Below are 636 nucleotides of genomic sequence, written 5' to 3'. Positions count from 1 at the left end.
GCGAGCATGGCGCGCCGGTCGATATGGAGGCCTACCAGAACTTCCTCAAAGAGATCGGCTATCTCCTGCCGGAGGGACCGGATTTCTCCGTCTCGACTGCCAATGTCGATGCCGAGATCGCGACCATTGCCGGTCCGCAGCTCGTCGTGCCGGTGATGAATGCCCGCTATGCGCTGAACGCCGCCAATGCGCGCTGGGGCTCGCTCTATGACGCACTTTACGGCACCGACGCCATTGCCGAAACGGACGGGGCCGAGCGCGGCAAGGGCTATAATCCGGCGCGCGGTGCCAAGGTCATCGCCTGGGCCCGGGACTTTCTCGATGCGAGCGCGCCGCTCGCGACAGGCCGCTGGAGCGACGTCGCCGCGCTTGCGGTCGACGGGTCGACTCTCTCGCTGACCTTGACGACCGGCGTCCGGACGACGCTTCGCAATACGGCGCAGTTCGCCGGCTATTCCGGCACCGCAGCGGCGCCCTCCGAGATCGCTCTCACCCAGAACAATCTGCACATCGTCATCGCCGTCGATGCGAAGACGCCGATCGGCCAGACCGATGCGGCCGGGATTTCCGACATCATCCTCGAATCGGCGATCACCACGATCATGGATTGCGAGGATTCGGTCGCCGCCGTCGACG

At 65.4% G+C, this 636-nt stretch carries 1 pseudogene; it reads left to right on the top strand.

The window, feature by feature from the left end:
* Positions 1-636, top strand: a pseudogene (locus tag CO656_RS29545) (malate synthase G); the annotation flags it as partial.

Origin of the sequence: Sinorhizobium sp. FG01, from assembly GCF_002531875.1 — a bacterium.
Classification (GTDB): domain Bacteria; phylum Pseudomonadota; class Alphaproteobacteria; order Rhizobiales; family Rhizobiaceae; genus Sinorhizobium; species Sinorhizobium fredii_C.
The sequence above is the reverse complement of the archived record's forward strand: the minus strand, read 5'-3'. Positions and strand labels throughout refer to the sequence as shown.